Origin of the sequence: Pseudomonas sp. WS 5078, from assembly GCF_012985745.1 — a bacterium.
Taxonomy (GTDB): Bacteria; Pseudomonadota; Gammaproteobacteria; order Pseudomonadales; family Pseudomonadaceae; genus Aquipseudomonas; species Aquipseudomonas lundensis_A.
Window position 1 is genome coordinate 114,105 of record NZ_JAAQWX010000009.1, and the last position, 25,214, is coordinate 139,318.

Consider the following 25,214-nt stretch of genomic DNA (forward strand, 5'->3'; position numbering starts at 1 on the left):
CCCGTCTGCCATTAACCCCCGGTCACCGTGGGGTTCTCCGTTTGCTCTTTCGCGGCCTGCATCCGCGCCCACTCCCGGTCCACCGCCCGCTTTGCTGTGTTTTTGTTGGCGTACAGCCACAGCAGCCGTCTTGGTTTGCTTTGGTCGCCGGCAGTCCTGGTCTTTTCAGTACCCGTTTTTTCATCCCGGTAGTAGGCGATGACCCCGGTATAGGTTTTCTGATTTTCCTCCGCCAAGTCCTCCACCGCGTCTTCCGGCAATTTGCTTTCCAGCTCCAGGCTCATGGTGTAGCCATTGTCAGCGCTGAGGCTGTGGTGCACGTTGCCGCCGTACCAGATGATTTCATCGATTTCGTCTTTGACGCCGATCAGTGTGTACGTCAGTTCCGGGATTAAGTCTGGCCGCGCCCGAGCCAAGGTGTAGCTGAGGGTCGCGCTGCCACGTTGCAGGCGGTTGAATTCGGCACGGGCCGCGCGTAATGCGGACTGGCGGTCGCTGTAGGTGTGACGCAGGTCTTTGAGGTTTTCGCCGCCGCCGGCAATGGCCTGCTGCTTTTTGGCGCTGTTGATGTCGTAGAAGTAGGCCCGCACGCCGTCGTAGCTGTCGCGGTCGGCTTGTAGGTAGCGATGCTGGTCGCCGTCTTCGCGGGTAAGGGTGATGTGGGGCAGGGCGATGCCAGTGACTGACCTTCCGCCGCCCGCAGGCAGGCACAGCAAACAACCGGCTTTGACGCTGGCCACCGCGTCGAATTCTTCACCGAGTCGGCTGATCAGGTTGGCGTCGGATTCGTTGGCCTGGTCGAGTTGCAATAGCGGCAGCCCTGCCAGTTTCTCTGCGATGGCAGATTTCAGACCATTGCCGAGCGCAATGTCGCGGATCACGTCGCCCAGGGTTTTGTTGCTCCAGCTGCGCTCGCGTTTGATTTTGAAACTCTTGCGCAAGTCTGCCGATCGGGCACGCAGGCTGAGTATGTCAGGAGCGCCGCTGTGTTCGATTTCGTCGAAGGTGTAGCTGCCTTTATCCACCAGCCCGGTGTCGCTCCAGCCAATCCAAAGTCGCAACAACGCGCCTTTGGCAGGCATGGCCAGCAAGCCGTCGTGGTCGCTCAGAGTAAGGCTCAGTTGATCGGCTTCCAGCCCACGGTTGTCGGTCAGTTCAAGGCTGATCAGGCGCGGGCTGATGATGTGGGCAATGTCTTTGCCATCTACGGTGATACGGAAAGCCGGGATCGGGTACACCGCGTCACGCAGGATGCGATCAGCAGTGTTTTGCACGTAACCCACGACGTCTGATAGTGCCGAGTCGATCATAACAAGGCTCGCAATACACTCACGCCAGCGCTGCTAGCAGCGCCGATCAGGTCGAGCTGATCGTCGTCTATACGTTTCAGCGTGAGGGTGAACTCAATGCGACGCGGTGTGCCGTCGCGGAAAAACACAGTTTTGGTTTCGCTCAGGCTTTCGATCACCCACAGGCCGTAAATGCGCCCGCTGCCTTCGATCATCGGCCATGCCTTGCCAGTGTTGGCCATCAGCCGTAACGCGTCGAGGCTCAGCGTTGTGCCAGCCAGTTCAGGGAAGATGATGCCGGGTAGGGTGATGATGTCGTCACCTCGGCCAACAAATTGTCGTGCAGGCGCAGCGCCTACCCGGCTGTTGCTGGGGTGGCGCCATTCGGTTTGGCGTTGCAGCTCCTGATAAGCCAGCGTCGAGAGGCTGAACACGAACATGCCCAAGGCAAGCATCATAGCGATTACTCCAGATCACCCAGCTTGCTGCGCATGCGCACAGCTTTTTCGCTCTTGATGCGGCTCAGTTCGGCGCGCACGGCTCGGGCGATGGCTTGGGCATCCATGTTGGGCGTGGGGTGGATGTTGATTTCGTAGTGGTCGTTGCTGTCGTAGGTGGTCGGCGCGGGCGGGGTGATCGGTGGACGCATATCAACGGCCAGCGCCGGGGTGCTGAGTGTGCCGAGGGCGAGTACACCGGTTGCCGCTAGTTGTTTGCCGAGCTGGCTGATGGCGTTCAGTGGGCCTTTGCCACCCTCGACCAGACCTTGCGTCAGGCCCGCCATCGTGAAGCTGCCCAACTGCGCGAACACCCGCGAGGGGCTATGGATATCGAGCTTTTCCTTGAACCAGCCAATGGTCGAGTCGCCGATGTTGTTGATGGCGTCTTTGACCTTGCTCAAGCCTGCATAAAGCCCGTTGATCAGACCGTTGACGATCATGCTGCCGAACTCGGTAAAACGGTTGGGTAGATCGATTCCCAAATAGCTCAGTACACCGGCAAAGGCCTGGTAGATCAGCCCGATAGGGCTGAAGTTGGCCAGCACCGTCAGGATGCCGCCAATGCCGCCGTCAAATCCCGCTTTGATTTCTTTCCAGGAACTGTCGAAGTAGCCTTTAACCGCATCCCAATTTTTGTAGATCAGGTAGGCGGCGCCGGCGAGCAGCGCGATGATCACACCAATGGCCAGCACAATCGGGTTGGCAGCCAGTGCCCACAGTGCAATGCCTACCGAGCGCAATGCGGTGATCAAGGCTCCGCCCATTAAGCTGACCAGGATGCGTAAACCTTGGGCCAGCATCGGCAAGGCATTTCGGGCTAAACCGGTAATTGTTGGGAAAAGATTGCGGAACAATTTAAAGATGCCGCCGCCCTTTATCCCAAACATCGTCATGCCATAGCGCAGTACTACAAATGGGCCGATCAAGCTGGCAAGGGTCAGTGCCAATGCGCCAAATGTAGCGGCCATAACGCCTACGACCATCACCGTTTTCAATACAGCGGCTGCTGCGGCCGGGTTTTCCTTCATCCAGGCCGTGAGTTCTTTGATAACGACGGTGATTTGTTTTAACGCAGCTACATAGGTTGGAAGGATGGCGTCGCTCATCTCGCGATAGGCGTTGGCCTTTTGTGCGAGCAGTTCCAGCTCATTGCCCTGGGTGCTATCGACGGCTTTGACGTACAACTGATCAATGCCATCAGCACCCTCGTTGAGCCTGGCGTTTTTGTGGATCTGATGGCGTTGCAAATACAACTGCGCAAACAGGTTAGAGGCGGTGCGGTTGGAAAAAATACTGCCGATGGTGTCCAGCACCTTGTTTTTATCGGTGATGCCCTTGGCAGCCAGCTGCGGTAACAGGATTTTCTCCATCCATTCGAATTGGTTCTCGCGGAACAGCTCGCTGCCCTTGATCGCGCCCACATCGAGAAAGGCGATCTGCCCCGCCTTATCATGTTTAACCTTCTTAGGGTCGACCAAGCCGAGTTGCTCCATGTTATTGGCCGCGCGCTTGGTGGTTTTGCCCTGATAGATGTTGGAGTAAGCGCTCATCATCGCGGTACCGACGCGATGGCCGCCCATTTCCTGCACCAGAGGCTCCATCTGGTAGTAGAAGGCTTCGTCCTTGATACCTTTGGCCGCAACGCCGCCGGTCTTGATCACGTTGAGCCATTCGTTCGGACCGACCCGGCCACCGGTGGCGGTGAGGATGCGCTGCACAATGTCGGCCTGGCTGATGAATGCCTCTTTGCTGGCCAGCCCGCCACGCATTTCGATGACTTTGAGCATGTCCATGAACTTGCGTTCGTTGTCCGCGCCTTGCTCTTCGCCGAACATCGCGTGGTTGGCGAATTTCATCTTGGCCAGCGTAGGGGAAACCATTTCCGCTTCGTGTTCATCCGCAAATACGGTCATGGCATCGCGAACCAACGTCAGGTTTTCAGTGACACTGGTGCCATAGGTTTTCATTTGTTTGGCGAAGTTGATCGCCTTGCTGGTGTCCTCTTTGCCGAGGCCCAGCGCGGCCACCCGTTGTTCTTCCAGCGCGAAGTGCTTGCCTTCCTTCAAAGGTGCATACAGCCCGCGACCGATGCCATAGGCCGCACCCATGCTGGCGGCACCTTGAGCGGCGGAGGTGCCCGCCAGTTGTTGACCCTTTTGATAGGTTTTGCCTGCTCGGGTCATACGCTGCTGCTGTTTGGTCAGGGCTTCTAACCGTTTGCGCTGGGTGTCTATCTGAAGGTTCGCATCGGCCATCTGCTGTTTGAGCCGACGTTCATGCTCGCTCAAATTACGTGTATCGACACCGGTGGCTTTGAGGCGTTGGCGTAGTTGATTGAGCTGTTGGTTTTGACTGATTTCTTGCTGCTTTAATTGCTGCAGCGAGCGTCTGGCTTTGTCAAATTCACGCTGCATGGCGCGGGTCGGTGTGGTGGTTGAGGCCATTTGCCGGCCCAACTCGCGGGCTTTGTTGCGGGCAGCCACCAACTCGGCGCTGGTGTTGGCTAACCCCTGTTTGAGCTGGCGGAATTCGCCCACTTGCTTCTGCGCGGCGCCTAAGCCTTTGAGGCTGTCGCGAGCGGCTTTGAGCGCTTGCGCCGCTTTGACAGATTGCCCCTGAATGCTGCGTAGCGGCGCGGTGGCCTTGTCGATGGCGGTAAGCAGTACCCTAAGTCTTAAATCATTCGCCATCAGTGGAACTCCGCACCCTGGCGCGCTCGCGCCAGTCCATCAGTTCTTGCAGGCCCAACTGATCCATATCAGTCGGTGCCCAGTGAAAAACCACAGCCAGATCAGCCATAGCGTCTTCTACGCAACGAGGTACACATCCGCCTTCGCCGACTTCTGCAACAAAAAACTGGCGATCTTGCTGCCGATGGCCAACAGGTCGGCCGGGTCCATGCCTGCGGCTTCGGGGGCGGTGATGCCGGGGTTGCTGATGCGCGGAATCACTTTGATCAGGCTCGACACGTCCATATTCAGCAGGTCGATCAGCAACACGCCGCGCAGCTCACCTGACGAAGGTTTACGCAGGGTGATGCTGGCGATTTCGGTGTTTCCGCGTTTGATCGGCTGGTCGAGGGTGACGCAGTTGTCGTCGGCAGCGGGCAGGGTTTCAGCGGGGTCAGAGGTGTTCATGTATGGCTCCAGGTGATGACGTTAACGAAGATGGGTGACGGAACTCGGATCAAATGCCCAAGGCGCTACGTTGTTTTTCCAGCATGTCCACGCCGTTGACCTTCTCGATAAAGTTGAGCAGGTCGATTTCGATGATTTCCTCGTTATCGACGGTCAGCTTGTAGTAAGTGCAAGTGGTTTTGATGCTGTGCTCAGTGTCCTCGCCGGGTTTGGCATCGCCCATTTCGATGGACTCGTGACGACCGCGCACGACGATTTCTACGGTGCTGATTTCGCCTGTGTCGTCTTGCTGGAACGGGCCGGAAAAACGCAGGGCGACGGCGGACGCATTGACGGCGCCGAACTGTTTGAGCGAGATCAAATCCAGGCCGCCGGTTTTCCAGTCGAACTGGATGCCGTCGTCGGACATGCCCAGATCGGCCTTGACCGCGCCGTTCATGCCGCCGCCGCGATAGCCTTCCATCTTGCGGGCCAGGGGCGGCAAGGTGACGGACTTGGCCACACCGAGGTAACTGTTGCCGTCGTTGAACAGGTTTATGTTTTTGAGCTTGCGAGGTAAGGCCATGACGCGGTTCTCCGGTGAGCAGGCGCGGGGTTGGCTCCCCTTGCGGGGAGGCCCGGTTTAACGGTTGATCTTGCTGGCGAAGTCGATCAGGTAACGGTCGGTGATGCGTTGGCGCAGGGTCAGGTCTTCCAGAGGCGGCACCGGGGTGTAGTCGTAGTCGAGGTAGAGCTTGCCGGCCTTGAGCGTGTCTTTTTCGTTGATGTCGTCCGGGAACCAGCAACTGCCGCCGATCAAATACCCTTGCGAGATCAGTTCGCGGAATTTAGCGTTGATCCCTTCAACAATGTCGCGCACCAGTGAAGCGTGCATCGGCTTGTCTACCGCCCACATGACGCCTTCGGCGATGGTGTCGGCGAGGATTTGCGCGGTGCGGGTGTAGTTTTCAAAGGCGAACAACGGGTCATCGGAACTGGTGCGACTGCCCCAGAAGCGATAGCCGCCTTCGTTGATCAGCGTGGTGACATCGTTGCTGTTGAGGTAGTTGGCATCGGTGGCCGGGTTTTGTAGATCCCAGAATACGTCGGCACTGATGCCGGTCACGCCGTTGACCGGAACGTTGGAGAGGGTTTTGTGCCAGCCAATTTCCTGATCGATCTTGGCGCGTAAACCCAGGGCGCGGGCGACGGCTGACGCGACGGCGGTTTTGCTGGTGCTGATATCGAAGTTCAGGAAGTCCGGCCAGATCACCATCACTTCGCGGGCGCCGAAGTTCTCGCGGTAGGCGACCACTTCCTCTTTGGTTTTGCAGTCCCAAGCGCTGACGTAGGCGAAAGCACGTAGCTGCTGGGCAATGCTCGCCAGTGCGGTGGCCACCGGCAGGCTGTCCAGCCCCGGCACGCCGAGAATGCGTGGCACCATACCCAAGCGTGCCTTGGCTGCGAGCAGGGCTTTCATGCCGGTGTATTTGCCGTCGGCGGTGGTGGTGCCGATCAGCGCGCTGGTGGTTTCGGCTTCGTCGGCGCCTTCCTTGACCCGCACCACGATGGTGTAGGGCTTGGTCTGGTCAGCGATGGCCTGCAAGCTGGCGGCGAGGGTGCCTTTGACCCCGGCTTTGCCGACAGCGGTTTGCACGTTGGTGATGAGTACCGGCGTGTCCAAAGGAAAGAACGCCGCGTCCGCGTCTTCGGCTGTGCAAACCATGCCGATGACAGCGGTGGGGATAGTGCGAATGGGGCGGGTGCCGTCGTTGAGTTCGATGACCCGCACGCCGTGGAGATAATCGGACATGGGTGGTGCCTGCGCAGTGGATTGACACTGCACAGGCTGCCGCGCGCGTGGCGGTTGGGCGAGGAGCTGGGCTTGTAGGGTGAAGGGCTACAGGGTGTCGACGCTCAGGTTCTGGTTATTGGGTTTGGGCGGTGATCCAGTCCGGGGCAGCAGGTCGCTGTTCGGGGGCTGGAAAACCGGGTGATTGCGGCCAGTCACGCAAGGCTTGCAGGTAGGTCAACACGCTTTTGAACTGATCAGCGTTCAGCGTGGGATCAAGTGCCAGATCCATTTCATCGCGATGCCGCTCACGCAGCCACTTGATCGATTCGACTTCTGAATCACGCCACATACGCTCATTGAGGGCAGCCCGCTCTTCAGCGCTGAGAACGTCGATGGAGCGAAATTCGACCTTACCCGTGGGGGTCAAATAGGCCGTCCCAGGTTGCCTGGCCAGTGTTTGCTCAAAGACTTTACGCGTGACCAACTTTGCGTGCGCCGGGATGTCCTTGCTATTGATCACCGCATCGAAGCGGCCCACGATCCGGCCGTCTTCGGCCACGTCCAGGTAATAACGATTCACCATGTTCAGCTCCCCCATGCCAAGTAAAACCCATAACCGCCGCCCGACAGGCTGCCGCCCACCGACCAGATGAACTTCGTGCGGTCGATGATCTGCGTAACGAAGCCGTAACCACTGCCGTGCCCGCCTTGCGTAGCGGCCTCTATGCTCATGACCATGCCAAAGCAGGCGCTGGGGAACGGCACGTTAAACCCCCGGTAATCGGTCGTTCCTTGGGACTCATAGACATAACCCCATTGCAGCAAAAAACCGCCCAGCCAACTGGGAAAACAAAAGTAGCCGTTTTGGGTCGGGCTGAATGAAAACCCCCATTTGAGTTTTTTCGGGGTGACGATGGTTTCATCATCTGTCCCCGCATTGACTTGGTTGATCGACGCAATCCCGGCAATGCCGGCGACGTACTCAGTGGCTTGCACCACTTTTTTAGCCACATAGCGCGCCACGGCAAACGGGTTCATCCAGCGCGCGATATTGCTCCCTGACTCGGCTTCGGCGACAGACGCTGACATGGATGTGTCGAGCAGCTCCGGTGCTGATCCCCACACGATGGGGTTCGCTCCCGCAGCAGCTTTACGGATAATCACGCGTCCAGCGGCGACCGAGATACACGCCGCTGCGGCCGAGGTGTCATGGCGGAGCCAACTGGTGCCATCCCAGTAGCAGTTTTGCCCGACCGAAGATTCTGAAAACGCCGTGACAAACGCAAATTGCCCGCCGTGCAGATCCAGGCTGCCGCCTCCCAATGGGTTGCGAATAGGGACGCCGTCAGTGATGTTGTAGCCCGCCAGCGTCGTGGCTTTAGGTGCCTTACCGGCCAGTGCGTTGATGATGGTGTTGGCAAAGTTGGGATCACCGCCCAAGGCGTCCGCCAACTCTTTGAGCGTGTCCAGCGCACCTGGGGCACCACTGACAACGCCGGCAATGGCGGTTTGTATCGCGGTCGCTGTTTCCAGTTTGGTAAAAACGTCCGTGATGTTGTAGCCGGCGACGGTATTCGGCTTGTTGAGCAACGCGGCGAAGGTCAGGTTGCTGGTATCAATCACCTGACTGGTTTTCCAGGCAATAGGATTTGCGCCCTCAGGGGCCTTGCGCACCACGACCGCCCCACGCTCAAGCGCCATGCACACCGCAGGCCGTGAGGTGTCGTGGCGTAACCAGCGGGTGCCATCCCACCAACAGTTTTGGCAGACCGAGGACTCTTGGTTGGCGGACAGAAACGCGAACGAGCCGCCGTGGATATCCAGGCTGTCGCCCCCTAAAGGGTTACGGATGGGCACGCCGTCAGTTATGTTGTAACCGGCCAGTGTTGTGGCTTTTGGCGCTTTGTCGGCCAGTGCGTTGATGATGGTGTTGGCAAAGTTCGGGTCGCCGCCCAGGGCATCAGCCAGTTCCTTGAGCGTGTCCAGTGCGCCCGGTGCGCCGCTGATGACCCCCGCAATCGCTGCCTGCACCGCCGCGTCCACTTCGACCTTGGTGTACGCATCTTTGATGCCGTTACCGGCCAGTGTGCTCGGATTAAACCCTTCGACCACTACGCCGCGCTCGTTGATCCGCACCTGCTGATAAATGCCCGCAGGGCGCGTTGCCGGCAGCACTTCAATGATACGGTCGTCCACGTACTGCCGGGTCGCAAGCACCACGCTTGGATCGATTTTCAACGTGACGTTGGCCGCGCTGGTGACGATGAAGTTCATCCGCACCACTTGGGTCTTGCCGCTGCCTTGAGCCAGCAACGGCTTGAAGCTCGGTGCGCAGTTGGCCACGGCCACCAGATCACCGTCAGCGTCGTACAGACCGATTTCCCGTATCCACCAACCGCCGACGTTTTCCGGGATTACCTGTTCGGCGATCACCACGTTGGTGTTTTTCGGGTCGACCTTGACCTGATTCAACGGGGCACGGTTTCGCTCGTTGATGAGCCGGGTCTGCAAACGGTTCGGGATCGGGTCGGTGCCATTGGCATCGCCCACGCCCATTTTTGAGAACGTCCAGGGGATGCCAAGGGCATCGGCGTTGGCTTGCTTGGCTTCCCCGATGGCCGTGAGGATCGCCATGAACTGGCTGTTTTGATCAATCATAAGTAAACGTCCAGGGTTTCGATGTGGTGTTCGCGGCCAGCGGGGCCAAAGTGCCCCATGACCTCGATGTCACGCGGTGCCGGGGGGTAAACGTCGATTTCATCGCCCTCGTAGAGCGCGGCAAATACGTTGATGAGTCCGGTGCTTTCAAGGCTGATGGCCAGACCGGTCAAGTGGCGGCTGACGGGTTTGGCGTCGTCGATCAGGAAGGTGAGTTCCTGATACATCTCCTCGGTGATGCCGGTGTCGAGCACGCCGACCTTGAGCGCGAAAGTGCCGGGTACGCCCTCGGGCACGGTTTGCCACCACTCGACAATTTCGATCAAGTAGCCCAGCGGCTCCACCACGCGCCGCAGCGCGCCAATGGTGCCTTTGCGCGAGTGGATGACGTACGACGCGCGTATTGCCGCGCGCTTGGTGCTTTCCAGCCATTTGCTGTCCCAGCGGTCGACCGACAACGACCACGCCAGATACGGCAGCAACTCGGCGGGGCAGGTGTCGGGGTTCCACAGCTGACGCAATGGCACCGGCACCCGCTGGATTTGCGTTAACGCCTGCGCTGCCTGACGCTCCAGGTCGCTGGCATTACGTGGCAGCAACGACGGGCTGGTCACGGCTGAACGCCCAGCGTCAGCGCAACCGAGGTGCAAAAAGGCGCTTGATACGGCGTGGCGCGAATGTCATGCCAGTTATCCAGCGCGACCCTGCGCACGCCTTCCACATGCAGCGCGGCGTGGACGGCTGACTCGGACACTTCCATGCCCAAACGACGGCGCTGATGTACGTACGCCATCAGGCGTTTTTCTGCGGCGACAAGTATCGGTTCAGACTCGGGGCCGCTGGTGGTCAGGTACAGCGTGGCATTGACTTGGTAGCGGATGACCTGCGCGGTTTGCACTGTCAGGCGGTCCGCCACTGGGCGTCGGTCATCATCACTTAGATATGCCATCACAGTTGCCAGCAACGCGGCGCTCGCCGTGCCGTCCCCGAGCAATGCTTGCACCGTCACCACCACGGCGGCGGGCGTGGGGCTTTCAGCGGTGGCGTCGCCCACCTGACCATCGGCGGCACGGGCGTGAATGATGTAGCTGTTGCGCGGGCCTGCGGTGCTCAAACCTTCCCACGCCATCTGCGCTCGCTCGCGCAGGCTGTCGTCGCTCTCCATCACTCGGGCGACAGGCGGGTTCGCGTTGGGCTTACCTTCCTGAATCACCAGCCGCTTGACGTTGAAATTGGCCGCGAGGTTGTCCAGGTCATAGTTGGTGGCCAGTGACAGCATGTTTGCCACCGCCGCTTCATTCACCCGTTGCCGCCAGAGGGTTTCGCGGTAGGCGTTCTCTTCCAGCAGCTTGGTCAGCGGTTCGGACTCCAGATTCAATCGGGCGGCGATTTCCGCCTGCTGCTCCACCGGCCACAGACTGATGGCATACGCCTTACGCTCGGCGAGGATGTGCTCGTAGTCGATCTGCTGCACGATCTGCGGCGTGGGTAGCAGGCTGAGATCGATGGCCGCGAAGGTATTCATGCGCCGCCTCCCAGTTGCAAGGGCAGGCTCATGTTCAGCGCCTGATTACGGTCGAGGATGCGGCCTTCAATATCAATCACCACCTGGCCTTGCAGCGTTACACCATGCAGTTGCACGCGGGTGACGCTGACGCGCGGTTCCCAACGCATGATCGCCATCACACTGGCGGCGTAGACACGCAAGCGTGTGGCGTCGTTGAACGGTTGGTCCACCAGCTCGGGCAGCAAACTGCCGTATTCGCGGCGCATCACTCGGGTGCCGAGGCGGGTGGTCAAGATGTCACTGATGGATTGGCCGATATGCTCGACTGTGCTGATCGCGGCGCCGGTATCGCGGTTCATTGCGGCACTCCCGTTTGCGAACCGCCCGGTAACACGCCGCCGTGGGTGTGTTTGACCAAGCTGATGCCTGCGGCCAGCACATCGTCGGATACGGTGACTGTGCCGGTGACGATTTGATTGCCGGTTTGGTTGTAATCGCCCTGGTGCGTGATCGGGCCGACAATGGTGATGCCGCCTGTGCTGACCAGATTGGTCGTGCCGCCTTCGGCCAACACCGCATTTAAATGGTGGGCGACGCTGTCGTACTCGATCACCGTGCCGTCGCGGTAGGTGCGGCGGTGCAAGCCCTCACGGTCGCCATTGGCCGGGTGCGCGGTGCTGTAGATGCCGGTCAGGGCAATGCCGTTGGCGAGTTGGCCTGAGGGGCTGAACAGGATTACTTGTTCGTCGACGGTCGGCGGGTCCCAGTCCACATCGGCGCCGGCCCGCAAAGCGATCCAGGGTAACCAACCTGTTAGTAGCTCGCCGGTTTTCACACGCACACGGGGTGGGTTCATCTGAGTTTCGGCAATGGTGCCGAAGCGGATGAGGTTTTCGAGCATTCTGGCGAGGGCTGGGATATCGTTCATGCGCCGATGGTGGCGCTGGCTGTTCAGACGTGCAGCCTCTGTAGTTTGTAGGCCAAGGCGCGACAGATTTCTTTACCGAACATAAATTGAAATATTAAAAGAGGTTGTATGACATCGGTCAAAAAAGGGAAGCGTTTGTACCGGATTCTGGACTTTGCTCGAGTAGTTCAAATTTTTGAAAATAAAGAGTTGTTTTTTGCTCGGCCAAGCTCTTGGGATGATCCGTATGAAAAGATTCTTAATCATTACAAGAAAGACTCTATTTTTTCTCAATGCTGGAGTCTTTCAGATGTTTCAGATGCTATGTGGAGAATCTATTCGCAAAATGGGATGGGTGTTAGGATCTCAACGACAGTTGGTAAGTTAGACGAGGTTCTTAAGGCTTCAGCAAGAAATATGGATGTATCGCCTCGAGAGATTAAATATAAATATCGATTGGAGAAAGTTGACTATATGACTCCAGTAGAGGTTCGAGACAAAGCATCAAAAATAGCAGATGAAATGCTACATTTTTTTGATATCGGTAGAGCTGTGGATATGCTTTACATTAAGCGGTTGGCTTTTGAGCATGAAAATGAATTAAGAGCAACGCTATACTTTCCTTGTGATAAAGAATTAAGTGGCAAGGGAGTGACTGTTCCGATAGATCCGCATGAATTCATAGATCGAATTTTATTGGACCCAAGAGCGCCCGATGAAGTTATAAAAGCCTTTAAGAGTTATTTTAAAAAAGTACTTGGTTTTAAAGGGAGAGTTGGGCGCTCTGCTCTTTATAGGGTTCCTAAGTCAATTGAAATTATGACAAAGGAAATCAGTGTCAAAGATATTTAACGTAGATGTGTGAGTAGTTCATTCCGAATTATCTCGAAGTCAGACTCGGTAAAACCAAGCACCTCCCGCTGCTCATACCTGACCTCCGGGGCATCAGTCTCGGCTCGGTCTTTCAGTCCGTACTGATGCACCCGCGCAATTCGCGCCACTCGCCCAGTGAAGCCCACGGTGATCGTCTGGCCGTCGCCCTTGGCCTTTAGATAGCTGGCCTTTGGTAGTTTTTGGAACATTTTCACCTGACGCTTGATCCGTCCCTTTTTACCTTTCAGATCGCGTGGCTTTCGCGCCGCGTAGGCACTGCCATCAGGGTTACGCTGCTGTTTAACCCGCTGTTGTTGGCTACGGCGTAGTTTCTGCGCCAATGACCGCGCTAGTTTGCTGCGGGCAGCGGGTTCCAGTTTGTTGAGTAACACACCGGCCCAGTCTTCCAGTGCGTCCAGGTCATTGACCATTTTGAATCATCCATTCGCCGTCGAGGCCCAAGGTTCCGGGGCGCCATGCGGGGTCGAGATAGTTGGCGACTCGCTGCGGTTCGCCGGGGTGTTTGACGGTGGTGTTACCGTCCGCATCCTGGCCAACGACCACGCGCTCAGTCAGCGGCAGGCGAATGCTCAGATCGACCTTGCTGTTATCCAGCACGTCTGCCTCAAACTTGATGCCTTCGGCCGACCTGTCGAGGTTTTCCAGTAATTCGGATTGGTTGACGCTGAGCCAGCCCAGCAGCGGCAGCATGACGCTGTCGGGGTGGCCGGCGTAGTCGGTGAGGATGATTTGCAAGTCAAAGCTGTATTCAAACGACAGACTGGCCGCAGCGGTGCAGCGCACTTTGCCGTTGTCGATGAAGATCAGCATCCGGTCGGGGTTGTGCTTGAGTTCGGCGATGGTGGCGAGCAGGTGAGCGCGCAGGCTGTCGGGTTTGTTCATGGCGTGACCTGCTGTTGTTGAAAAATCATATCGACTTGCGCCGCGCACTCGGCCCACGCGGCTTCGGTGCGCTCCTGATCGGTGAGCAAGTCGCCGTTATGGTTTGGGCCGGTCGCTGGCAGTTGGCATGGCACCACGGCCGGACAGCCACTGACGATAAGCGTCGGCGCCGGTGAGGGCGGGGCGCTCGCGCAACCGGCGAGCAATGTCAGGCAAAGGCTGGGCAGCCCAATCGCGCAATGCGGTGTTTTCACGTTTCAGTCCCTCTATCTGAAGCTCGCGCTGGGCCAAGCCTTGGCGCAGTTGGTCGTGCAGGCTACGCAGTTGGCTTTGTGCCTGACGCTCCAGGTTCAACGTGCGGTTCAGGGTGGTGGCGGTGTTCAAATTGCGGGCGGCGTCTTCGCGTGCTGTTTTCGCATCGTGTTGCGCCAGTTCCGTCGCTTGCCGTGCAACGCTGATGCGTTGCTGCTGACCCCAGATAAACAGCGCCAAGGCGCCAAGCAGGGCAAGCCCGTACAGTGCTTGGCGCAGGGCGCTCATGCGCGGTACCAGCCCAGTTGGTTCATAGCGTCGATGTCAAGGTGTTCGACCGGACCACGTATGACGATGACTTTGGCGTCGGGCTGAATATGGCGCAGCGCCGTGACCAATTGCTGCATGCCTTCGATTTCGGTGTTGTGTGGCACCACAAGCAGGTCGCCGTCCTGTACGCGCAGGGCGCGGACTTCGTCGAGATCGATCATGCCGCCACCTCCTGACCACAACCGCAGCCCGCATGCCGCTCAAAGGCCCGTTGCAGTTTGATGTCGTACAAATTGCGCTGGTAATCCGGGCCGTTGTAGAGCTTGGCGAACTCGGCCCATTTACGCGCTTTGAGGGCTTTGTGCAGCGCTGGGTCGGTCTCGATAAAACGCACGAATGCGTCGAACTGCTGCGACTCGCTGGCACTCATGGCCGTAACAAACGCCTGAACGCTGGCATAGCCCAAGCGCTGCCAGTGAAAGCCCATGATCTGGAACGTGCCCCAGGAGGCGGACTCAAGGGCCGCGTTGTCGTCGATCAGGCGCGCATGAGTCAAGCGTTGGTGTTCGGCGCTGCCCCCGGCATAAGCACCGGGCTTGGGGTTGACGATGGCCGGGTTTAGGGCTGCCAGTTCGTCGGCGTGCTGTTTGAGTTGGGCCGGGTTATCCCCCTCGTGACGAGGGGTGGCTAACTGGCGATACATGATATGCCGCTCAAACAGAATCACTGGCTTGCCGTTGTCGAGAAAACCTTTGCCGTTGGATTCCACTTCATTTACCGCGTAAACACTGGCCAGTGGCACGTCGAGGCGTTGGGCTGCGTTGACCAGGTCATGGTTTTTCAGCAACTGCTGACAATCGCCCCCAGACAGGCTCGCGAGGGTTTTAGTGCCAGCAATACCATCGGCCACCAGTCCGGCTTTCAACTGATAAGCACGCACGGCGGCTTCGGTCAGGTCGCCGTAATGGCCGTCGGCGTTGAGATTGGCCCCGTTACTGTTGAGGTTGGTTTGCAGGATGCGCACCGCTTGCGAGCGGTCGCCGTGGCGCAGGGTGGTCATGACTGTTCTGCCTTACGGATGAAAAACTTTTTGGCCGCCGCGCGGGTGCCCTCAACGCCCAGCAAACCGATCACGCCCCCAAAGAACGGGGCGGTGGTGATGGGCACACCGATCAGGGCCAGCCCGTGGCTGGCAGTGAGGGCCAAGGCGCCGCACAACGGTGCCTCGATCAATACGCGGCGCAGCGTGCCGCCGCCGTACATCACCCGCAGGCCGGCAATGACCAGGGCTAAAACCCCGGCATACAGGGTTGGCCAGTTCTGTTCGAGCCAAGTGGCCAGCCAGGCCCAAGTGTCGGGACGTTCAGGCATGTGATGTTTTCCATTATCCAGGGGTCGTGGGTTCAAGGTTTTGCTGCGGTTCAGTCCCATAGGTTCACCACTTGCCGCTGAGGCGCGGCGGGTTGGGCATCGGGCATGCTCACGGGAGTGCCATGTGGCAGAAACGGGCCGTGTTCGGCCAGACCGGGGTTGGCTTCTAATACGGCCTCGGTCACGCCCGCCGTACGGCCGTAATGGCGCCAACACAAGGCGTCAACCGTGTCGTTTTGTTGGGCGCGCACCCAGGTCGTCATCAGATCAACTCCACAGTGCTGCGATTGATGCCAAGAAAATCACGCACTGCCCAGCGCAGATCGCGACGGTAGTCGTCAATATTAGGGGTGAGTTCTTCGGCGTTTTTATTGCCGCTGTTGGTGCTGTCGTAGGAGCGATAGCGTTCACAGACTTCGGCGCCTGTCCCGGCCTCAATGGCGCGGCGGTACAGGTGGACCAATGCTGAAACGTCCTGTACCTGCTCGGCAGGCACTTGGGCTAGTTCGCTGTAGCCCGCTGCTTGCTGGATGGCGCGCCAGTCCTTCAGCTCGCGGTTGAGGTTGATGGCAGCCGAGATGCACGCAGTTTCCAGGCGAGCCGGGGTGACACTGGCATCGACGCGCAAGGTGCCGCGCAACGCATCCAGATCGATGGACGGCCAGAAAGGGTCGGTGTTGATATGGCCGCTGGGCGTGCTGCCGCTGGCTACGAATCCGCTCATGCGTAAGCTCTAAATAGGTCGCCGGTGGTCGGGGTGTTACAGGGCAGCGCTAAAGACACTGCCTGTTCAACCCCGAGCCGGCGGGGGGCGTGGGGACGCTCGGTTAACCGTGGCAGCTTATTCAGCTGAAACAGTGTGTTTTTTCAGAAGGCGTTCGGCGCCATCCAGGTCTTTTTTGCCGCCGCATCCGTCGTGCAGCTCAATCGCTCGTTTGAGCAGGTCAATGCCTGCTTCCATCTGACCCGCTTGCCCGCGTGTCTCAGCATTAAGGCCGACCAGCGTGGCGCGTCCGGCAGCCAGATAGAGCTTGGCGCGAGCCTGATCGGGCATGTCCTGGTCTTCGGTCATTTCAAGGGTGCGATACAGCACGCCAATGTCGAAGCTGTCGTCGCCGGCCTTTTGCGCTTTGAGCGCGGCTGAGGCGATTTCCTCGGCCACTAAACAGCCGGTGGTGCGCTCGAAACGATCCGGCATCACCAGTTTGTGTTTGAGCACGTAGGCCGCTACATCCAGTGCGCCTTTGTAATCGCCGGCATCGATCCGCCAGACCATGACGGTGGTCATGACTTCGTCTTGCGCGCCGTTGCCGGCTTCAAGCACGCCTTCGACGTAAGGGATGTATTCGGGCAGCAGTTGGAGCTTCAGCGCGGCTTTGCCTTCGTTGGACTGGATTGACTTCAGGCGCAGCCGATCCTGAAGCAGTTGGTTGAGCTGATGCTCGTACGCCGTCGCGCCCGCCATTGACTGCATGGGCGCGGTTTTAGCGGACTCCATCGCCGCACGGGCGCGGCGTTGGTGGGCTTGAGCAAGGCTGAGCGCCATGAGTTAACCCTCGCTGACCGGATCAGGTTCAACCGCATCGACCGGGGTGATGTTCTCCAGCAGGCACCCAAGGCCGTAGTCCTCGACCACGTAGGCGTCGTTCGACGACTCGTAGTTACTGATGCGGTTCCACTCCGGTTCTTCTTTCAAGTAGCGACGGCGGGCCATGAGCTGCCAGTAAACCGACAGGTTGGCGAAGGTGGTGATCAGCACGGCGCCTTCGGGCATGTAAGGCACCTCGTACAGTGGCAGCCCGCCGACGCGACGTTGCGAGATGATCAGGTCGCTGGCCAGGGTGTTGGTGGCGTCCTGATCTTTGTTGACTAGGGCCAGGAATTTGTCGTGTACCAGTTCGCGGCCGGTCAGCACCACAAGGCCCGGATTGCGGCGATACCACGGGTCGAGCAACTGGATGGCGTCATACACCAGGGCGTCGATGTTTTTGAAATCACCGTTTTTACCGATGCGAATTTTGCCTTTCTCGGCACCTTCTTTGAGTACGCGGTCGGGGGCGTGCAGGCGGTACTGCTCAAGCCAGCCGATGTTGACGTCTTCCAGCAGCGGGTTTTCGACGCGGTCAGTTTGCTCGGCAGCCTTGATGCCGTAGAAACCGATTTGAATGCGGTCCAGGGCTTGGCGTTGGGCAATGGCGCTCGACAGACGTGTCTGGAAGTCCGGGAACTTGGCCCAGGCATCGAGCTGGCGATAAGTGACAAAGGTGTCGAAGTCGGTTTTTTCGGCTTTGTACTTGTCGCTCGACAAGGTGCCGATGCTGCGTGGCTCGCGGGCTTTGACGTTGGTGTTAGTGCGGCCGGCAATGGTGCTGCCAACGCCCAGACCGACCTTTTCGCCTTCCTGCTCATCGACCCCGATGATGTTGATCTTGCCGAGAAATTCGCTGGATTCCTGAATCTTGGTTTCCAGTTTTTGCTGGATACTCGGGTCTACATTGAACGTGGCGTTGGCAGACTCGACGCCGTTGAGTTTGGCCACTTGGCTGAGGTAGCCAGTAAAGAGTTTTCGTGTGTCGTTACGCATGGGTGTCTCCGGTCGTGGGCGTGCAGGTGTGGGCCGTCAGGTCAGAATTCAGCCAGTGCCTGGCTGCCTCCACCGGTCACCGGGGGGCGAGAGAGTTGGGAGTGATCCTGAGTGTTGCCAAGGGCGGTTTTCAACATGTTCAAGTCCGCGCTGAGTTGCTGCACTTGGGTGCGCAGTTCGCTGTTACTGGTCTGGGCGGCTGAGAACTGTTCTTCCAGGCTTTTGCCGTGCTCAGCAATGGCCTCGACGGCTTGGCCAATCGCACCGAACTCACTGTCGTCCCTGGCTTCTTTGCGTTTGAGCAGGTCTTGAACCTTGCTGAACAGTTGGGCGCCGATGCCGGGTTTCTCTTCGTATTCCTCAAACACCAACTCGGTTTCTTCGGCCACGGTGAACAGGTTGTCTGGCGATTGTTTACGCGATTTGAGCGGGCTGGCATCTGGATGCTGTGCCGAGAAGGCCAGCATTTCCGTGCCAAGGCTGGCCGGGGTGTCAGTGACGCCGAGGCCCATCAGATAAGCCTTGCCGGTGTCGGCAAATTTCTCGCGCACTTCGATGCTGGTGAAAATCTTCTGCTTCAGTTTGTTGACCATGCTGACCAAATCGTCGGTCGGCTCGATCTGGGCAAACAGTGCCCGCACTTTCTTACCGTTGATTTCGACGTCGTCAGCCTTGACCGCGAGGATGTCGCCGTACGCGCGGAAAGGGGAGTCCGGCAGCGTGCCGCGAATGTGTTCCATCCACACGCGGGCACCGTATTTGCTGCGGTCGTAACTGGTGGCCATCTGGTCGATCCAGTCGCCTTCGATGCGGCGCCCGTCGGTGGTCGCGCCTTCAACGGCGACCCGGAACCATTTACTGCGAAATTTTTTCATGCCGTAGATCCTCGATGCGTGGGGCGCGTTCCTCTCGGAAAAGACGCGTTGCAATGAGGGGCATGGTCGGGACGCGCGCGTGTTGCGGCAACGAGGCGCCCTTGTAGGGCGGGAGGTTACAAGGGGGGCAGCTATTGAGTAACGGGCGCGGACGGCAGCATCGCGGCCATGACTACGACCGCTTTGTTACCGATGGATGCACGCCGCCAATCCAAATTTCTGTATTGGATGGGTTGGCGCATCTGTGAGATCGCCGAGGCTACGGGCGAAAAAGAGAAAACGCTACACAGCTGGAAGACCCGCGACGAGTGGGACAGGGCGGACAACGTCGAGCGCATCGGCGGCGCACTGGAAGCGCGCCTGGTGCAGTTGATCCTCAAAGAGGGCAAGACCAGCGGCGACTTCAAGGAAATTGATCTGCTGCACCGCCAACTGGAGCGGCAGGCGCGGATTGTGCGCTATCAGGACGGCGGCACTGAAACTGACCTCAACCCGAACCTAGCCAAGCGCAACAGCGAGCCGAAGAAAAAAGCGGTCAAAAACGAGATCAACGAAGACCAGATCGAGTTGCTGCGCGAGGCGTTTATCGATGGCTGTTTTGACTACCAGAAAGACTGGTACCGGGCAGGTAATCAGCGCACACGTGTGATCCTCAAAAGCCGCCAGATCGGCGCCACGTACTACTTTGCCCGTGAGGCGTTTATCGATGCCCTGGACACCGGGCGTAATCAGATTTTCCTTTCAGCCTCGAAAAACCAGGCTTACCTTTTCCGGGGCTACATTTTGGCGTTCGTACGCGAGGTGTGCGGGGTCGAGCTGACGGGTGATCCGATTGTGTTGCCCAATGGTGCCGAGTTGCATTTTCTAGGCACCAACGCGCGAACGGCTCAGGGCTACCACGGCAATTTCTACTTCGATGAATTCTTCTGGACGTTCAAATTCGAAGAGCTAAACAAAGTCGCGTCGGGCATGGCGTTGCACAAAAAGTGGCGCAAAACTTACTTTTCCACGCCATCGAGCATGGCCCACGAGGCGTACACCTTCTGGACGGGCGAGCGCTTCAATAAGGGTTTACCCGCCGCGCAACATATCAAAATCGATACCTCCCACGGCAGCCTGCAACACGGGCGCCGGTGTGAGGATCGACTGTGGCGGCAGATCGTCACTATCCTCGACGCGGAGCGCGGAGGTTGCGATCTGTTCGATATTGAGGAGATACGCCACGAATACAGCCCCGAGGCTTACACCAACCTGCTGATGTGCGAGTTCATCGACGACGGGGCCAGCATTTTCCCCCTCGCGCTATTGCAGACGTGCATGGTTGATAGCTGGGTCGAATGGGCTGAAGACTACAAGCCGTTTGCTTCACGCCCGTTCGGCGACCGACAGGTGTGGATCGGTTACGACCCGGCCGAAACCGGCGACTGTTCAGGTCTGGTGGTGTGTGCACCGCCGCTGGTACCGGGTGGCAAGTTCCGCGTACTGGAACGTCACCAGTTCCGGGGTATGGACTTCGCAGCGCAGGCGGCGTTTATCAAAAGCGTCTGCGACCGCTACTGGGTGACTTACATCGGCATCGATGTCACCGGCTTGGGCAGCGGCGTGGCGCAACTGGTGCGCCAGTTCTTCCCCAACGTCACCACCTTCAGCTACTCGCCCGAAGTCAAAACCCGCTTGGTGCTCAAAGCCTATGACGTGATCCATAACGGTCGGCTGGAGTTCGACGCCGGCTGGACGGACATGGCGCAGTCGTTGATGGCCATCCGCAAAACCGTCACCGCAGGCGGTCGCCAATACACCTACACCGCAGGGCGAACCGACACCACCGGCCACGCCGATCTGGCCTGGGCGCTCTTTCACGCATTGCACAACGAACCGCTGGAGGGGCAAACCGCCTCGAATACCGGGCGGATGGAGATTTTTTAATGAACGATCAATCGGTCGTCACACCTCACGTGGCAGACGGCAAAGTGAATCAGTCGATTCAGGCCTTCAGTTTTGGCGATCCGACCCCGGTGCTAGGCGGTCGTGCGGTGTTTGATTATCTGGAATGCTGGTTTAACGGGCGCTGGTACGAACCGCCGTTGTCGCTCGACGGGCTGTCGCGCTCGGTGGGTTCCAGCGTACATCTGCATTCGGGCCTGACCTTCAAGCGCAACCTGCTGAGCAAAACCTTTATCCCGCATCGGCTGTTGTCGCGGGCCGCGTTTGAACAGTTCGCGTTGGATTTTCTCAGTCTCGGCAACGGCTACATCGAAGCGCGCCGCTCGATGCTGGGTTCGACCTTTCAACTCAAACCGGCGTTGGCCAAGTACATGCGGGCAGGGCAGGACGGGCGTTATTTTCTGGTGCAGGGTTGGAAGGAAGAACACGAATTCGACGCGGGCAGCATCTTCCACCTGCGCGAAGCTGACTTGCACCAGGAGGTGTACGGTCTGCCGGAGTGGATCAGTGCGCTCCAGTCAGCGTTGCTCAACGAATCGGCGACGTTGTTTCGCCGCAAGTACTACGAAAACGGCAGCCATGCCGGTTTCATCCTCTACATGACCGATCCCGCGCAGAACGAAACCGACGTCGATGCTCTGCGCAAAGCGCTGAAGGATTCCAAAGGGCCGGGTAACTTTCGCAACCTTTTCGTGTACTCGCCAAACGGTAAAAAAGACGGCATTCAACTGATCCCAGTCAGTGAAGTCGCGGCCAAAGACGAATTCAGCTCAATCAAAAACCAGACCCGTGATGACGTACTGGCAAGCCTGCGTATACCGCCGCAGCTGATGGGCATTGTTCCGCAAAACGCTGGCGGATTTGGTTCGATTAGAGAGGCGGCGCAGATCTACGTAGCGAACGAGCTGGAGCCGATTCAATCGCGCATGACGCAGTTGAATGACTGGCTGGGGGAGGAGGTCGTGAGGTTTAAAGCGTATGAGATAGCCCCAGTCATCTAGACCAGGGCGTAAACGTTGGCTAACGTTAGTCGTCAAAAATGACATCGCGTTGGTCAATTAAACCGTGATTCGAAATTGATATCTGGAACCGTTTGAATAGGGTGAAGAACTCTACAATTTGCATTGGAAACTGTATTTTTTTAACTTTAAGTGGCTCACCTGAATCGAGAGCCGCTTGAACGTTATCGAATCCTTCGTATCTTGTCACTAACGCAGTCACTTCGAAATCGGTGGTTTGGGCTTTTCCGGAAAGTTCGCGTGCGTATGCTTCTATACCGACAAGGAATTCTCCCTCGTTTAAAAAACCTTTTTTAGTGAGGTACTGTTCGATGCTGAATGTGTCTTTTCGATCTGATGCGGCAGTTCCTTTAAAATCGTTGTACTGAACGCTAGCATGAAAATTTTCTTTGCCCATAATAACTATTCCTTTTAGTTGTTGGCGGTTTTGTGGTTGTCACGAATCTAATTTATCTATTTTTTTCTTTCTTTGTTAAGTGATTTAATACCATTACTATTTTTGGTTTGTTTGCGTCAGGGTTCGGTTTGGGGCGCTGCTCTTCTTTTTTGCTATCTTTATTGTCGCTCATGGTTATGTTCCTTTGTGGGCTAAAATTAAAAAGTATGTAATTAGCGAAGCTGATAGAACTGCTGCTGAGAAGCTTATTTCCTTATAAGCGCTAAGTAGGTACCCCGTTTTTATATCCAGTTGGTCTTTGGCAATTTGCTGGGCCTCTTGGCAGGCTATAGCCATTTGGTAATATGAAGTTAATAGGTCTTCGGTTTGGATTATTTCCGTAGTCTCGTTGTCTATCGCCACTCGTGGACTTTTGGAGAGTTTGATGCTGCTGAATAGTTTTGAGCAGGCTGATAGTAGGGCAATATACGTTAAAGCTGAAAGTGCTATAAATGTGTAGCTGAGCAGTCCGTGTGCTGGTAGAACTGCTGAGGCGGCAGCGTTATTTAATGCTGTATACCCAACAATTACAATGCTCAATATGCTGAGGAATCGACCTGCTTTTTCTTCGAGTTTTTTGAAACGATCAATTTCTTCATCTAAAGCTTGTTTGGATAGTTCGTAGAGGAATTTATATCTCTCCATGGTGTATTCCTCTTAGTAGAGCAAGCAGAGTCTCATTCCAGCCTCTCAATAACTCACCCGGCTTGGCAAGAAGACTCGCAGTCTCCTAGGCTAGTGGCATTTTGCTATTTTTCCTAGTCGGTGCGGTATTTCTATCACAAAACTCAAAGGATTACATTCCTTGCCACTCTTTCCGTGAAATGGCGGGTTCACCCCCATATTGTGTCGGAATCTGGACGGGGAGCGCCGTCGTCCCCCCACCTATCTTGTTGGCGAAGTAGGTCTTTCCCCCGAAGCGCTGCGCCGCAGGAAGAGGAACTTAAGCATGTTACAGCCCCTAAGCGTCGCGGGATGCTCGCTGGTGTGACATTCAACGCAGAAGCTTCGGACGCTCTGGATGCTGAAATAGCGGATCTGTTTGAGGGCAAGGCATGAGGCTATTGCTCGACACTCATATCCTGATCTGGGCAGCTATCGGCGACGAAAAGCTGTCCAAGGCAGCGGCCCAGCTTATCGACGATGAGGCCAACACCCTGTATTTCAGCGCAGCCAGCATCTGGGAGCTGACCATCAAAGGCGCCGAGCGCACTGGCGTTATTCCTGCTGTACTACGCAAAGTACTGTTAGATGCGGGCTACCTTGAATTGCCGATCACTTCTGATCACGGGTTGACTGTAGGAAATATCCCGAACCATCACCGCGATCCTTTTGAACGCATCATGGTGGCCCAAGCGCTTGCAGAAGGTATCAGCCTGGTAACACACGACAGCGTCATGCACGCATACCCTCATACGATCATCGTTTGACCTATGCGCTACCGTCTTACCAAGCCGCCCACCGAGGCGGTTTTTTACGGCTCCTAACAAATAGGACTGTAAACACAGCTTGTGAGGCTGCCAGTACGAGCGCACAGCGCTTCTCGCCAAAGTGTTGATAGAAGGTGGTCAAGCTTTGGCGCCACTCATAGAGGCAGTAGGGCTCTCAGGTGAAGGCTATCGGATAGCAATTTTGACGGGGCGGGGTAGTGGCGTGCTTCATACCTTGGCGCGCGCCGTCGTCCCCCCACCTCGCCTGCGGGCTAAATAGGTCTTTTTTTCCGCACTTCTTCACCAAGCTGACAGCTGGCAGGGCTGTGGGCTGGGCAGAGAGTTTGGGGACACGAAAACCCTGCGGATCCCTGCAAAGGTAGGTTTTTTGAGGCAATAGAGTGAGTTCACATCAACGTGGCACTTGTTTGTGCTCGAATTGGTCGCCGATGACGAATACCGGCTCTACCTGTTTGGTAAAGACCTACCGATTTCTCCAGGTAGCCACAGGCAGCTATCGGCAGAAAGCAGTCTATGCACGGAGCGATGCCAGAATCGCTATCTCTGCGCTGCTTAGATGATTTTCATCGGTCAGCTATGGACGTTACTGAATAGGACCATAAATCGCAGCCACTTCCTTTTTATGTATGTGCCATCCGTCCGCGATTTCAGTTAGTTCAGGATTTGATGCCATTACTATTTTTGCGCCGGGGAACAATTGTGCGTAGGAAAATAAAAAGTGCGCAATCACCATGCATAGTATTTGGCGGGCAGCTCCCGCCAGCATAGCTTGCTGTTCGATATTCCATGCGTCTCTAATTTGAAGCGCACTTATAAAGCTAGCATGTGAATGTCCGCTTAAGTGGTTATAAATATCACTAAAGTAACGTTGGTGAATGTCAGTCTTATGAGTAATAGCATGCCAGCCTCCCTTTGGCTTCCAATTACCTTTGTCAATTTCTTTTCTTTCGTCACGATTGCTTTTTTGGTAGTAGAGGCTGCTAGTGATCTCATTATAAAGTTGTTTTATGGACTCAGCTTCCTGCAAAAGAACATTTTCGCTCTCTGAAGTATTGGCTAATATCTTACTTCTATCTATAAGCCCGGATCGACGCCAAAGCTTATGTCGATAAATAGACAAATCCTCCTCTTGATTCACGAATATATAGTTAAAAGCCAAATATGATTCGATGGCGGCTCTAACGATCACCGCAACTGAAGAGTGATCGATATGAGAAAAGACCTGCCCTGCACCAAATTCAAAGCCAATTCCCGTGCTAACCTGCTGAGCCGTTGCGATATGCCTAAAAATTTTAACGCCTAAAACTTGAGCGTCATTTTTCCATTCGCATCCAGGAAGCAGCTGTTTACCATTTTCGGATTCTATTAAAAGAAAACATAAGTTCATAAGTTTGGAAAGGTCGGTGTCCCAGCTCATAATTCACCCGAAAAATAAAATGAAATTGCTACATCAAGGGCCCGTTC

The 25,214-nt window shown here is 56.8% G+C and carries 31 protein-coding genes and 1 pseudogene; 4 read left to right on the forward strand and 28 right to left on the reverse strand.

Going from position 1 to position 25,214, the window contains the following annotated elements:
- Positions 1-11: 11 nt before the first annotated feature.
- The 13 genes from HBN68_RS13880 to HBN68_RS13940 all read right to left on the reverse strand — a co-directional run bounded on the left by HBN68_RS13880 (position 12) and on the right by HBN68_RS13940 (position 11,793).
- Positions 12-1,310, reverse strand: a complete 1,299-nt coding sequence (locus tag HBN68_RS13880; RefSeq protein ID WP_169964803.1) for a phage late control D family protein — start codon at positions 1,308-1,310, stop codon at positions 12-14.
- Complete coding sequence (locus HBN68_RS13885) at positions 1,307-1,747, reverse strand: phage tail protein (protein ID WP_169964805.1); 441 nt, start codon at positions 1,745-1,747, stop codon at positions 1,307-1,309. The genes HBN68_RS13880 and HBN68_RS13885 overlap by 4 nt, the downstream gene beginning before the upstream one ends.
- A gap of 5 nt (positions 1,748-1,752) precedes the next feature.
- Positions 1,753-4,479: a phage tail protein gene (locus HBN68_RS13890; RefSeq protein WP_169964807.1), complete on the reverse strand. Its 2,727-nt coding sequence runs from the start codon at positions 4,477-4,479 to the stop codon at positions 1,753-1,755.
- Entirely contained in the window at positions 4,469-4,588 is a 120-nt protein-coding gene (locus tag HBN68_RS13895) for a GpE family phage tail protein (protein WP_097192435.1), read from the reverse strand. The genes HBN68_RS13890 and HBN68_RS13895 overlap by 11 nt, the downstream gene beginning before the upstream one ends.
- Before the next feature lie 8 nt (positions 4,589-4,596).
- A complete protein-coding gene (locus HBN68_RS13900; RefSeq protein ID WP_169964809.1) occupies positions 4,597-4,926 on the reverse strand; it encodes a phage tail assembly protein in 330 nt (109 codons plus the stop codon).
- A gap of 49 nt (positions 4,927-4,975) precedes the next feature.
- Positions 4,976-5,491, reverse strand: a complete 516-nt coding sequence (locus HBN68_RS13905; RefSeq protein ID WP_169964811.1) for a phage major tail tube protein — start codon at positions 5,489-5,491, stop codon at positions 4,976-4,978.
- A gap of 57 nt (positions 5,492-5,548) precedes the next feature.
- Complete coding sequence (locus tag HBN68_RS13910; protein WP_169964813.1) at positions 5,549-6,718, reverse strand: phage tail sheath protein; 1,170 nt, start codon at positions 6,716-6,718, stop codon at positions 5,549-5,551.
- A 115-nt stretch (positions 6,719-6,833) separates the two neighbouring features.
- A complete protein-coding gene (locus tag HBN68_RS22035; RefSeq protein ID WP_222931623.1) occupies positions 6,834-7,283 on the reverse strand; it encodes a phage tail assembly chaperone in 450 nt (149 codons plus the stop codon).
- Between the two features lie 2 nt (positions 7,284-7,285).
- A complete protein-coding gene (locus HBN68_RS22415; protein WP_346010209.1) occupies positions 7,286-9,358 on the reverse strand; it encodes a phage tail protein in 2,073 nt (690 codons plus the stop codon).
- A complete protein-coding gene (locus HBN68_RS13925; RefSeq protein WP_169964815.1) occupies positions 9,355-9,972 on the reverse strand; it encodes a phage tail protein I in 618 nt (205 codons plus the stop codon). Before HBN68_RS13925 ends, HBN68_RS22415 begins: the two co-directional genes overlap by 4 nt.
- On the reverse strand, positions 9,969-10,883 hold the full coding sequence (locus HBN68_RS13930) for a baseplate J/gp47 family protein (RefSeq protein ID WP_169964817.1): 915 nt from the start codon (positions 10,881-10,883) through the stop codon (positions 9,969-9,971). The genes HBN68_RS13925 and HBN68_RS13930 overlap by 4 nt, the downstream gene beginning before the upstream one ends.
- Positions 10,880-11,224, reverse strand: a complete 345-nt coding sequence (locus tag HBN68_RS13935; RefSeq protein ID WP_169964820.1) for a GPW/gp25 family protein — start codon at positions 11,222-11,224, stop codon at positions 10,880-10,882. Before HBN68_RS13935 ends, HBN68_RS13930 begins: the two co-directional genes overlap by 4 nt.
- A complete protein-coding gene (locus HBN68_RS13940; protein ID WP_169964822.1) occupies positions 11,221-11,793 on the reverse strand; it encodes a phage baseplate assembly protein V in 573 nt (190 codons plus the stop codon). Before HBN68_RS13940 ends, HBN68_RS13935 begins: the two co-directional genes overlap by 4 nt.
- A 108-nt stretch (positions 11,794-11,901) precedes the next feature.
- Here HBN68_RS13940 and HBN68_RS13945 point away from each other — a divergent pair, with 108 nt between their 5' ends.
- Positions 11,902-12,624, forward strand: coding sequence for a DUF2971 domain-containing protein (locus tag HBN68_RS13945; protein ID WP_169964824.1), 723 nt, complete (start codon positions 11,902-11,904; stop codon positions 12,622-12,624).
- On the opposite strand, the gene HBN68_RS13950 is transcribed toward HBN68_RS13945, so the two are convergent.
- From HBN68_RS13950 to HBN68_RS14000, 12 genes and pseudogenes are all read right to left on the reverse strand, one after another.
- Positions 12,621-13,076, reverse strand: coding sequence for a phage virion morphogenesis protein (locus HBN68_RS13950; RefSeq protein WP_169964826.1), 456 nt, complete (start codon positions 13,074-13,076; stop codon positions 12,621-12,623). The two genes, HBN68_RS13945 and HBN68_RS13950, sit on opposite strands and share 4 nt — an antisense overlap.
- Complete coding sequence (locus HBN68_RS13955) at positions 13,066-13,548, reverse strand: phage tail protein (protein ID WP_169964828.1); 483 nt, start codon at positions 13,546-13,548, stop codon at positions 13,066-13,068. Before HBN68_RS13955 ends, HBN68_RS13950 begins: the two co-directional genes overlap by 11 nt.
- Positions 13,545-13,730, reverse strand: a pseudogene (lysC, locus tag HBN68_RS22040) (Rz1-like lysis system protein LysC); the annotation flags it as partial. The gene HBN68_RS13955 and the pseudogene lysC, both read right to left, overlap by 4 nt.
- Positions 13,645-14,088 (reverse strand): Rz-like lysis system protein LysB, encoded by a 444-nt coding sequence (gene lysB / locus HBN68_RS22225; RefSeq protein WP_169964830.1) that lies wholly within the window; start codon positions 14,086-14,088, stop codon positions 13,645-13,647. The pseudogene lysC and the gene lysB, both read right to left, overlap by 86 nt.
- Positions 14,085-14,291, reverse strand: coding sequence for a hypothetical protein (locus tag HBN68_RS13965; RefSeq protein WP_169892405.1), 207 nt, complete (start codon positions 14,289-14,291; stop codon positions 14,085-14,087). Before HBN68_RS13965 ends, lysB begins: the two co-directional genes overlap by 4 nt.
- Positions 14,288-15,130 carry an N-acetylmuramidase family protein gene (locus HBN68_RS13970; protein ID WP_169964833.1) on the reverse strand — a complete coding sequence of 281 codons (843 nt, stop codon included), beginning with the start codon at positions 15,128-15,130 and terminating at the stop codon, positions 14,288-14,290. Before HBN68_RS13970 ends, HBN68_RS13965 begins: the two co-directional genes overlap by 4 nt.
- Positions 15,127-15,441, reverse strand: a complete 315-nt coding sequence (locus tag HBN68_RS13975; RefSeq protein WP_169964835.1) for a phage holin, lambda family — start codon at positions 15,439-15,441, stop codon at positions 15,127-15,129. Before HBN68_RS13975 ends, HBN68_RS13970 begins: the two co-directional genes overlap by 4 nt.
- 50 nt (positions 15,442-15,491) lie before the next feature.
- Positions 15,492-15,704 (reverse strand): tail protein X, encoded by a 213-nt coding sequence (locus HBN68_RS13980; protein ID WP_169964837.1) that lies wholly within the window; start codon positions 15,702-15,704, stop codon positions 15,492-15,494.
- Positions 15,704-16,165, reverse strand: coding sequence for a head completion/stabilization protein (locus HBN68_RS13985; RefSeq protein ID WP_169964839.1), 462 nt, complete (start codon positions 16,163-16,165; stop codon positions 15,704-15,706). The genes HBN68_RS13980 and HBN68_RS13985 overlap by 1 nt, the downstream gene beginning before the upstream one ends.
- A gap of 117 nt (positions 16,166-16,282) precedes the next feature.
- The gene (locus HBN68_RS13990; protein ID WP_169964841.1) at positions 16,283-16,987 is read right to left on the reverse strand and encodes a terminase endonuclease subunit; all 705 of its coding nucleotides are present in this window, start codon (positions 16,985-16,987) and stop codon (positions 16,283-16,285) included.
- A 3-nt stretch (positions 16,988-16,990) separates the two neighbouring features.
- Positions 16,991-18,025 (reverse strand): phage major capsid protein, P2 family, encoded by a 1,035-nt coding sequence (locus HBN68_RS13995; protein ID WP_094992993.1) that lies wholly within the window; start codon positions 18,023-18,025, stop codon positions 16,991-16,993.
- A gap of 41 nt (positions 18,026-18,066) precedes the next feature.
- Entirely contained in the window at positions 18,067-18,900 is an 834-nt protein-coding gene (locus tag HBN68_RS14000; RefSeq protein ID WP_169964843.1) for a GPO family capsid scaffolding protein, read from the reverse strand.
- A gap of 168 nt (positions 18,901-19,068) precedes the next feature.
- On the opposite strand from HBN68_RS14000, the gene HBN68_RS14005 reads away from it, so the two are divergent.
- A complete protein-coding gene (locus HBN68_RS14005) occupies positions 19,069-20,826 on the forward strand; it encodes a terminase ATPase subunit family protein (RefSeq protein WP_169964845.1) in 1,758 nt (585 codons plus the stop codon).
- Positions 20,826-21,845 (forward strand): phage portal protein, encoded by a 1,020-nt coding sequence (locus tag HBN68_RS14010; protein ID WP_169964847.1) that lies wholly within the window; start codon positions 20,826-20,828, stop codon positions 21,843-21,845. Before HBN68_RS14005 ends, HBN68_RS14010 begins: the two co-directional genes overlap by 1 nt.
- Before the next feature lie 25 nt (positions 21,846-21,870).
- Here HBN68_RS14010 and HBN68_RS14015 read toward each other — a convergent pair whose 3' ends face one another.
- Both HBN68_RS14015 and HBN68_RS14020 read right to left on the reverse strand, forming a co-directional pair.
- Positions 21,871-22,260 carry a hypothetical protein gene (locus tag HBN68_RS14015; protein ID WP_169964849.1) on the reverse strand — a complete coding sequence of 130 codons (390 nt, stop codon included), beginning with the start codon at positions 22,258-22,260 and terminating at the stop codon, positions 21,871-21,873.
- Between the two features lie 174 nt (positions 22,261-22,434).
- Positions 22,435-22,944, reverse strand: coding sequence for a hypothetical protein (locus HBN68_RS14020; RefSeq protein ID WP_169964851.1), 510 nt, complete (start codon positions 22,942-22,944; stop codon positions 22,435-22,437).
- Positions 22,945-23,354: 410 nt separating this feature from the next.
- On the opposite strand from HBN68_RS14020, the gene HBN68_RS14025 reads away from it, so the two are divergent.
- Positions 23,355-23,729, forward strand: coding sequence for a type II toxin-antitoxin system VapC family toxin (locus HBN68_RS14025; protein WP_169964853.1), 375 nt, complete (start codon positions 23,355-23,357; stop codon positions 23,727-23,729).
- A 604-nt stretch (positions 23,730-24,333) separates the two neighbouring features.
- Here HBN68_RS14025 and HBN68_RS14030 read toward each other — a convergent pair.
- Positions 24,334-25,167 (reverse strand): DUF5677 domain-containing protein, encoded by an 834-nt coding sequence (locus HBN68_RS14030; RefSeq protein WP_169964856.1) that lies wholly within the window; start codon positions 25,165-25,167, stop codon positions 24,334-24,336.
- Between the last annotated feature and the right edge of the window lie 47 nt (positions 25,168-25,214).

Coding starts and splice junctions, on each gene's coding strand:
- HBN68_RS13880 (WP_169964803.1), bottom strand. CDS start 1,310: ATGATCGACTCGGCACTATCAGACGTCGTGGGTTACGTGCAAAACACT.
- HBN68_RS13885 (WP_169964805.1), bottom strand. CDS start 1,747: ATGATGCTTGCCTTGGGCATGTTCGTGTTCAGCCTCTCGACGCTGGCT.
- HBN68_RS13890 (WP_169964807.1), bottom strand. CDS start 4,479: ATGGCGAATGATTTAAGACTTAGGGTACTGCTTACCGCCATCGACAAG.
- HBN68_RS13895 (WP_097192435.1), bottom strand. CDS start 4,588: ATGGCTGATCTGGCTGTGGTTTTTCACTGGGCACCGACTGATATGGAT.
- HBN68_RS13900 (WP_169964809.1), bottom strand. CDS start 4,926: ATGAACACCTCTGACCCCGCTGAAACCCTGCCCGCTGCCGACGACAAC.
- HBN68_RS13905 (WP_169964811.1), bottom strand. CDS start 5,491: ATGGCCTTACCTCGCAAGCTCAAAAACATAAACCTGTTCAACGACGGC.
- HBN68_RS13910 (WP_169964813.1), bottom strand. CDS start 6,718: ATGTCCGATTATCTCCACGGCGTGCGGGTCATCGAACTCAACGACGGC.
- HBN68_RS22035 (WP_222931623.1), bottom strand. CDS start 7,283: ATGGTGAATCGTTATTACCTGGACGTGGCCGAAGACGGCCGGATCGTG.
- HBN68_RS22415 (WP_346010209.1), bottom strand. CDS start 9,358: ATGATTGATCAAAACAGCCAGTTCATGGCGATCCTCACGGCCATCGGG.
- HBN68_RS13930 (WP_169964817.1), bottom strand. CDS start 10,883: ATGAATACCTTCGCGGCCATCGATCTCAGCCTGCTACCCACGCCGCAG.
- HBN68_RS13935 (WP_169964820.1), bottom strand. CDS start 11,224: ATGAACCGCGATACCGGCGCCGCGATCAGCACAGTCGAGCATATCGGC.
- HBN68_RS13940 (WP_169964822.1), bottom strand. CDS start 11,793: ATGAACGATATCCCAGCCCTCGCCAGAATGCTCGAAAACCTCATCCGC.
- HBN68_RS13945 (WP_169964824.1), top strand. CDS start 11,902: ATGACATCGGTCAAAAAAGGGAAGCGTTTGTACCGGATTCTGGACTTT.
- HBN68_RS13950 (WP_169964826.1), bottom strand. CDS start 13,076: ATGGTCAATGACCTGGACGCACTGGAAGACTGGGCCGGTGTGTTACTC.
- HBN68_RS13955 (WP_169964828.1), bottom strand. CDS start 13,548: ATGAACAAACCCGACAGCCTGCGCGCTCACCTGCTCGCCACCATCGCC.
- lysB (WP_169964830.1), bottom strand. CDS start 14,088: ATGAGCGCCCTGCGCCAAGCACTGTACGGGCTTGCCCTGCTTGGCGCC.
- HBN68_RS13965 (WP_169892405.1), bottom strand. CDS start 14,291: ATGATCGATCTCGACGAAGTCCGCGCCCTGCGCGTACAGGACGGCGAC.
- HBN68_RS13970 (WP_169964833.1), bottom strand. CDS start 15,130: ATGACCACCCTGCGCCACGGCGACCGCTCGCAAGCGGTGCGCATCCTG.
- HBN68_RS13975 (WP_169964835.1), bottom strand. CDS start 15,441: ATGCCTGAACGTCCCGACACTTGGGCCTGGCTGGCCACTTGGCTCGAA.
- HBN68_RS13980 (WP_169964837.1), bottom strand. CDS start 15,704: ATGACGACCTGGGTGCGCGCCCAACAAAACGACACGGTTGACGCCTTG.
- HBN68_RS13985 (WP_169964839.1), bottom strand. CDS start 16,165: ATGAGCGGATTCGTAGCCAGCGGCAGCACGCCCAGCGGCCATATCAAC.
- HBN68_RS13990 (WP_169964841.1), bottom strand. CDS start 16,987: ATGGCGCTCAGCCTTGCTCAAGCCCACCAACGCCGCGCCCGTGCGGCG.
- HBN68_RS13995 (WP_094992993.1), bottom strand. CDS start 18,025: ATGCGTAACGACACACGAAAACTCTTTACTGGCTACCTCAGCCAAGTG.
- HBN68_RS14000 (WP_169964843.1), bottom strand. CDS start 18,900: ATGAAAAAATTTCGCAGTAAATGGTTCCGGGTCGCCGTTGAAGGCGCG.
- HBN68_RS14005 (WP_169964845.1), top strand. CDS start 19,069: ATGACTACGACCGCTTTGTTACCGATGGATGCACGCCGCCAATCCAAA.
- HBN68_RS14010 (WP_169964847.1), top strand. CDS start 20,826: ATGAACGATCAATCGGTCGTCACACCTCACGTGGCAGACGGCAAAGTG.
- HBN68_RS14015 (WP_169964849.1), bottom strand. CDS start 22,260: ATGGGCAAAGAAAATTTTCATGCTAGCGTTCAGTACAACGATTTTAAA.
- HBN68_RS14020 (WP_169964851.1), bottom strand. CDS start 22,944: ATGGAGAGATATAAATTCCTCTACGAACTATCCAAACAAGCTTTAGAT.
- HBN68_RS14025 (WP_169964853.1), top strand. CDS start 23,355: ATGAGGCTATTGCTCGACACTCATATCCTGATCTGGGCAGCTATCGGC.
- HBN68_RS14030 (WP_169964856.1), bottom strand. CDS start 25,167: ATGAGCTGGGACACCGACCTTTCCAAACTTATGAACTTATGTTTTCTT.